The 7,061-nt window shown below is 57.0% G+C and carries 5 protein-coding genes and 1 pseudogene; 1 reads left to right on the top strand and 5 read right to left on the bottom strand.

The window, feature by feature from the left end:
• On the bottom strand, positions 1-322 hold a 322-nt coding region (locus WCA53_RS19840; RefSeq protein ID WP_423914558.1), incomplete at its 3' end, for a nitrate reductase associated protein.
• 190 nt (positions 323-512) lie between these two features.
• On the opposite strand from WCA53_RS19840, the gene fdhD reads away from it, so the two are divergent.
• Positions 513-1,349: a formate dehydrogenase accessory sulfurtransferase FdhD gene (gene fdhD / locus WCA53_RS19835; protein WP_423914555.1), complete on the top strand. Its 837-nt coding sequence runs from the start codon at positions 513-515 to the stop codon at positions 1,347-1,349.
• A 54-nt stretch (positions 1,350-1,403) separates the two neighbouring features.
• On the opposite strand, the gene WCA53_RS19830 is transcribed toward fdhD, so the two are convergent.
• The 4 genes and pseudogenes from WCA53_RS19830 to WCA53_RS19815 form a co-directional block, all read right to left on the bottom strand.
• On the bottom strand, positions 1,404-3,866 hold the full coding sequence (locus WCA53_RS19830; protein ID WP_423914552.1) for a hypothetical protein: 2,463 nt from the start codon (positions 3,864-3,866) through the stop codon (positions 1,404-1,406).
• Positions 3,867-4,533: 667 nt separating this feature from the next.
• A complete protein-coding gene (locus WCA53_RS19825; RefSeq protein WP_423914549.1) occupies positions 4,534-5,298 on the bottom strand; it encodes an enoyl-CoA hydratase in 765 nt (254 codons plus the stop codon).
• Between the two features lie 79 nt (positions 5,299-5,377).
• A complete protein-coding gene (locus WCA53_RS19820) occupies positions 5,378-6,577 on the bottom strand; it encodes an acetyl-CoA C-acyltransferase (protein ID WP_423914544.1) in 1,200 nt (399 codons plus the stop codon).
• Positions 6,578-6,653: 76 nt separating this feature from the next.
• A pseudogene (locus WCA53_RS19815) lies at positions 6,654-7,061 on the bottom strand (3-hydroxyacyl-CoA dehydrogenase); the annotation flags it as partial.

Genomic DNA, 7,061 nt, shown 5'->3' with positions numbered 1-7,061 from the left:
GAATCACGCTCTCATGAACAACGTTCGTATGGATCCAGATGGGATCCGTATCGGGCTCGAAGGCTTCAGGCTCCACATGGGCATGCGTATGCAACATTTCGGCGAGTGCCGCATCGAAATTGGGCTCTATCTCTACGTCGATTTCCACAGGAAAGCGCGCGAGCAATTCGCGGTCGTCAAGCGGCAGTTGCTGCCACTGATCAAGCGTGATCCGTCGGCCAAAGCGATCAAGATTGAAGCGTACGGCCAAAGGAATAAAGCGCAGATTCTCGGAGGACTCAATCTCGAACCGGAACAGGCGCGGGGCGTCGTAAAGTGCCATGGCGGGTGCCTCGTTGGCGTGATGAACAAGGTAGGCGGATGTTGAGCGAGTGCGATTCGCTTCGGTTATCGTAGGGCATGGGACCGCTTGATTGTGTCTGTTGCACCATAAAGCAGCAAGCGATATGCCCGGATTATTCCTAGAAATTCTCGAAAAATGTTGCGCCGCGACATCGTAAGGAAACGTTAACGTGAATGACGCAGATATCGACGATCAACCCGGCTACGTAAAGCGGCAAATCACGCGGCACCGGTCGGGAGAAAGTCGCGATGCCACCGACGACGTCGGCCAGGAATGGCCCGTCGCGCTCGTCTACAACGGCATTTCCCACGCGGTGATGATGTGCACGCCGCGCGATCTGGAAGCGTTCGCTGTCGGCTTCTCGCTGACAGAAGGAATCGTGGAACGCGGCAGCGATATCCAGGATATCGAGGTCTTTTTTCGTTCGGCTGAAAGCGATAGCGAATTGCCCTACGCCGAAGTGCATCTTCAGGTCGTGCAGCAGGCGTTCGTCGCGCTCAAGGACAAGCGGCGGGCGATGGCCGGCCGAACGGGCTGTGGCGTTTGCGGGATCGAGAGTATCGAGTTGCTGGATCTGCAGCCGGAACGCGTACCCGATACGGGCTTCCTGAAACGTCTCGCTGGCGATGCCATCGCCCACGCCGCGCGTGAATTGCCGGCGCATCAGCGGTTATCGAAGCTGACGGGGGGATTGCACGCGGCCGCCTGGTGCGATGAACGTGGCGCGGTCAAGTTCGCGTTCGAGGACGTCGGACGCCACAACGCGCTCGATAAGCTGATCGGCCATCTGGTGCTGCAACGTATCGATACCACACAAGGTTTCGTGTTTCTTTCAAGCCGGGCAAGTTATGAACTCGTTCGCAAGTCGGCGCGAGTCGGCGTACCGATGCTAGTCACCATTTCCGCGCCGACGTCGCTGGCGATTTCTATCGCGGAGAAGGCGGGCTTGCGGCTGGCGAGTTTCGCGCGGGAGAACGGGTTTGTGGAGTACGGGAAAGTGGTTTAACACGTTGCAAATTCGGTGGTGTCGAACCTGAAAGCGTTTAACGCTCACATTCTTTTAGTGCGGCACCACGCTCGTCGGAATCCAGTCGTCAATGAACTCGACGCTTTTGATTAACTTCAATACCTCGCCCAGCGAGCTTTTACTCGGATTGGAGAGATGGGGCACAACGTCGCTCCAGCCACAAAGCGCTTGATCCCGATGTACGATGCAGAAATGAAAACGCCGAAAACGATCGAACGGCTCGCCCGTTGTGCTATCAGTCAGCGTTCCGCCTCCGGTCCAATTTTTTGAAGCAAGACGAATCAATTTGACGTGCTGTTCAGGTATGAACTGTTCCGCCTGATTGCTCAAGACGTACCCGTTGCCTTGCTGAGAAATCCCGGCGGCATCCTCCAGTAACCCGGGCCTTAGAGATTCGCAAAACATTTGCACAGCCAAAAAGGTTGTGCCGCCGTCATACCCAACGAGATAGCTACCGTACTTTGTGTCCGCCAGATTACTCACCGGGCTACCAAAGTTAACCGTAGCTGCGACTTGCCCGAAGGAAGCACTCTTGTAGTAGGCGACTCGTTGATCATTGATGGTTACGTTTGCATATTCGTACTTCGAGGGACGATTAGCGAACCGCGCGGCACCGCTCCAAGCCCAGTAGGAGGCAGCACTGTCTGCCGCATCGTATCGAGTGCTCGCTCTCGCGCCCTCCAAATCCAGCCGCCATTGAATCATCTTCTCTGTAAGCCCGGGGTTCTGGCCGTCTTGCAAGCCGGCGCGATCCTTCTTGCCGTAGGCCGCGACCAACGATTGCTCCATTTTGTCGGGCACGTCACGCCCACGCCACCGCCAGTATTTGATGTAATTTCCCGGCCCAGTGAGTTGCATGAACCCACGGCCGTCCCAAGGGTGGTACCACGCGGTGGGATTGTTTTCGTAAAGCTTGCCAAACCACTGCGTTTCCTGCATGGCATTGCCAAAGAATGCAGCCATACGCTCGGGCGACAGAATGCCAAACTTACGCAGTGCTCGGTTCATGTCGGGACGATGTTGCTCAATCGCGGCCCGGTCCACGACCACTTTCTCAGAGACCCATCCACCCTTGTGAGGCCGCACCGCACTGACGGGCACCAACTGGATCAACTCACTGCGACTCAACCATTTGCACTTCCGGAAGTGCTCGATAAACGCCAGCGGATGGAAATGCCATATCTTCTTCGGCAATCCCGTCTTGTCCCAAAACTGAAACTGTTCAACACACTCCAAGAACTTTTGAAGCTCTTCGGGCTTGTTCTCGAAACGCTCGCCCTGCTTCGTCAACCCGCCGAATCGCAGGACGTTTGTCGTCTTGTCCCATTCGGTCGGCGCCTCGCAGATCATCCCGCGCAACTTACGACGTGCCGTGTCGGCTTGACTCAAATAAAACGCTAACCGTTCCTGACGATCGACACCAGCCCTAGGTTCCGGCACGTCCGACTCGCAAACAATATCGAGGATCGCCTCCACGTCACATAATCCGTCGCTCGATAACACGCCGCTTCCCTCCGACGTTTTCATCCACCCTTTGAAAGACGGAAAGTCAGCGTCGGATAGGGTTCGGATACTCGGTGAATTTAGATCGATATAACCGGACTTGCCTTCGGCGAACGGTATCAACTGCCAGTTGACGTTCTGCTCGACGGGCAATTTGCCCTTGACTGGACCGAGAACCCGTCCAAATCGCAATAACTCGTAACCCGCGCTCGGGCATGCTGGATACCTATCACAGGCCGTCTTGAATAGGGAGTATTCACATTCGGCTTCCGTAACCCCGTCGGCCGGAGTTATCAGCGTGAGGGCATTACCCGACTCCCTACTAACCCATACGGTCGTGTACTTCACCCCTTTGTCATACGAAATTCGGACAAACGTCGTGCCTTCGGAACGGCCAGTCACGCTACTTTGCGCACTTGGCTTTTCTCGGAACGACGTAGCAGGTATCACGAAATAGACGTCGCCCCAAAGCTCGTCCGTACCGTCCACCTCAACTGATTGCTTACCGAGCTGCGTCCTGCTGAAATAAGCTTGAAAATCCACGTCGGCCATGAAGATTTCAAAGTGAATCATCCGGTGACCGTACATCTCGCCAGGATATCCAAGAACGTCTTTCCGATACACCTTCGTCTCGCCGTCCGCCCGTACGTCGCTTGTCGCCGTCTGCATGAAAGGAACCACCGCTCGCAACTGCATCGGCCTGACCTTCAGCGCCTTGTGCCTCTTGAGGTGCATGTAAAGCGAATAGAAAATCAGCGGTCGATCGCACCCAGTTTCGGTCTCATGTTTGAGCAAGATGAAGCTACTATCGAACCCTTCTCCCAATTCGGACGTAGACCGATAGGCCACAACCGTGCCGTCGGCAATAGCACGCACTGGTTCATCGCGGAGCTTCGGCGTGAGATGAATACCGCCATGCCATCGGCGACCCACGCTTACCGGATAAACACCGTGCGCCGATTCATAGTCATCGATATTTACGACTTCGCTCAACGCGGAAAACGCATAGGGGTCAGTGCTATTGTCGTTGGAGGCCGGTAGAAATGGAAAACTGATTAACGTAGCGCGATTGTCGTCGTGATGAAGATGGAATTTCTCGATCGTTGAGAGATGACTCTTCCGCAAATATCAACAAGGTCGAAGCGAAAGGCTTTGGAAGGGAAAGCACGCGTTCCGTCCCCTGCGAACAAGCAATTCAACCCGCCTCATAATCTGAATAAGACGATAGATATTGGCAAGATCTCCAATGACATTAATTTATAAGCATAGCTAACCTATTATTTAAAATAACTTATTATTGATCTAACGTGGCTTACAAGTTAGCGGCGGCTAATCGGCAGTCGTCGCGTAAGCATACGAGCATTTTGCGACATAACTGTTTTAGTAACTGCAAAAAATTGTCGACACCGAGATTGATTAGTTGTTTGGTAAATGAGAACAGATCTTTGATCGAATGAAAATAGCTTCACCGCGTTTTCTCAATCGCGTGAGCCGAGTATCTGACTTGGCAAGAGAGTGCGATGGAACCGGACGACTGAGGCGCCCGCGCCAGTCAATCCGACGTGTCGATCGACAGCAACGACGGCTCAGGCATTCACGTCATAACCCGACCGGCACTCCTTTAACCGGTCGAGTCCTCGCCCTGAACAACACAACACCTTCAATTAAACTGGCTGAAGTCCGGCTTCCTCTTCTCGAAAAAAGCCTTGAACGCTTCCTGCGCCTCGCCGCCTTTCAGCATGCGCCCGAAGTGCTCCGCCTCCTCCGATATGCGCCTACCCACCTCTCCCGCATCCGAGCCCTTCATCAACGCCTTGGTCACCTTCAGCGACGCCGCCGGCAGCGCCACCAGTTTCTTCGCCTGAGCGCGTGCAAACGCATCGAGTTCCTCGACCGCGATCACGCGATTTACGATACCCATGTTCAATGCCTCGGTGACATCGAACGGCTCGCCCAGCAGCAACTTTTCCGCCGCCCGCTGATATCCCGCGATTCGTGGCAACAACAAGCTCGACGCCGCCTCCGGGCACAGGCCAAGCTGCACGAACGGCAACGCGAAGCGGGCGGTCGTTGTGGCATAAACCAGATCGCAATGCAAAAGCATCGTCGTACCGATACCCACCGCCACGCCCGCCACCGCCGCCACAACCGGCTTTTTCGCCGTGCTGATGGCGCGCAGGAACTGGAACACGGGCGCGTCCCCGGTCGCGGGCGGCGCCTTCATGAAGTCCTCAAGATCGTTGCCCGCGCTAAACGAATCGCCGTTCGCGCGGATCAGCACGACACGCACGGCCGGGTCGTTTTCCGCGTCGAAGAAAGCATCGGCCATGTCCTGATACATCGCGGCCGTCAGCGCGTTTTTCCGGGCCGGACGGTTCAGCGTGATGCTCAATACGCCGTCGGCGCGCTCAATGATGATGTCCATTTCTGTCTCCTGAATGCATAAACGGTCCGCGAACCGGCTGGCGCGCGAACCGTAGTTTGGCTTTGTGTCGAGCGAACGATTACATCCGTTCGATAATCCCAGCCGCGCCCATGCCCGTTCCCACGCACATGGTCACCATGCCGTACTTCAACTGGCGCCTGCGCAACCCGTGCACAACCGTCGACGCCCGGATCGCGCCCGTCGCACCCAGCGGATGGCCAAGTGCAATCGCGCCGCCGAGCGGGTTGATCTTCGACGGATCGAGCCCGAGATCCTGGATCACGGCCAGCGATTGCGCCGCAAACGCTTCATTGAGTTCGATCCAGTCGATGTCATCCTGCTTCAATCCAGCCGCCTTCAGTGCAGCAGGAATCGCTTCCTTCGGTCCGATGCCCATGATTTCGGGTGGCACACCGCGCACCGCGAAGCTCACGAAACGCGCGAGCGGCGTCAGGTTGAATTGCCGCAAGATCTTCTCGCTGACCACGATCAACGCACCCGCGCCATCGGACGTTTGCGAGCTATTGCCCGCCGTGACCGAACCCTTCGCGGCGAAAACGGGACGTAGTTTCGTGAGTCCCTCCAGGGTCGTGTCCTGCCGCGGGCCTTCGTCGTTCCTGATCTCGCGCGTGTTCACGCGAATCTCGCCCGTCGATAAATCCGGGAAGCGCTCGTTCAGCGTGAATGCCGAGATTTCATCGTTGAACTCGCCGTTCGCTTGCGCCTGGAGCGCGCGCCGATGTGACTCCACGGAGAACGCGTCCTGCGCTTCGCGGCTGATCTTCCAGCGCTCCGCCACGCGCTCGGCAGTCAAGCCCATACCGTAAGCAATCCCGATGTTTTCGTCGCGATCGAAGATATGCGGGGACAACGATGGCTTGTTGCCCATCATCGGCACCATGCTCATCGACTCGCAGCCGCCCGCGATCATCACATCCGATTCACCGACGCGAACGCGGTCCGCCGCCATCGCCAACGCTGTCACGCCCGACGCGCAAAAGCGATTGACCGTGACACCGCCGACCGTGTTCGGCAGGCCGGCAAGCAACGCCCCGATACGCGCCACGTTAAGACCCTGCTCGCCTTCAGGAATCGCGCAACCGATGATCGCGTCCTCGATCAGCGTCGTATCCAGCCCCGGAACCTGTGCGACAGCCGAGCGAATAGCGTGGACCAGCAGCTCATCCGGGCGCGTGTTCCTGAACATGCCACGCGGCGCCTTGCCGATAGGCGTCCGGCTCGCGGCGACAATATATGCGTCCTGCAGTTGTTTGCTCATTTGCAACTCCTATGTCGATCAGAGTTGGTGCTTTAGCGCCCTACTCTGATCCCACTCATGTTTGAGTGCGGCCGCCTTAGTTACGAACCGGCTTGCCGGTCTGCAACATGCCCATGATCCGTTCCTGCGTCTTGGCCGTGCCGAGCAAGTCGACGAACGCGCGACGCTCGAGCGCCAGCAGCCATTCTTCATCGACGAGACTGCCCGCCTCCACGTCGCCACCGCACACGGCTTCGGCGATCCGGCTCGCGATCAGGTAGTCGTGATCGCTGATAAAGCGACCGTCGCGCATATTGACCAGCGACGCCTTGATGGTCGAGATGGCCGAGCGTCCGGCAACGGGAATGTGCGTGGCACGCAACGGCGCGCGATAGCCCGCCGCGCTCAACGCCCGCGCTTCCTTCTTGGCAATATCGAGCAACTCGTGCACGTTGAACACGATCGTGTCCGACGCCTTCAGATAACCCATCGCACGGGCTTCAAG

The sequence above is a fragment of the Caballeronia sp. genome, from assembly GCF_049581465.1.
In the GTDB taxonomy this organism is placed as follows: domain Bacteria; phylum Pseudomonadota; class Gammaproteobacteria; order Burkholderiales; family Burkholderiaceae; genus Caballeronia.
Note: the sequence above shows the minus strand (reverse complement) of the source record. Positions and strands in the feature narration are given on the sequence as shown.

Coding starts and splice junctions, on each gene's coding strand:
- WCA53_RS19820 (WP_423914544.1), bottom strand. CDS start 6,577: ATGAGCAAACAACTGCAGGACGCATATATTGTCGCCGCGAGCCGGACG.
- WCA53_RS19825 (WP_423914549.1), bottom strand. CDS start 5,298: ATGGACATCATCATTGAGCGCGCCGACGGCGTATTGAGCATCACGCTG.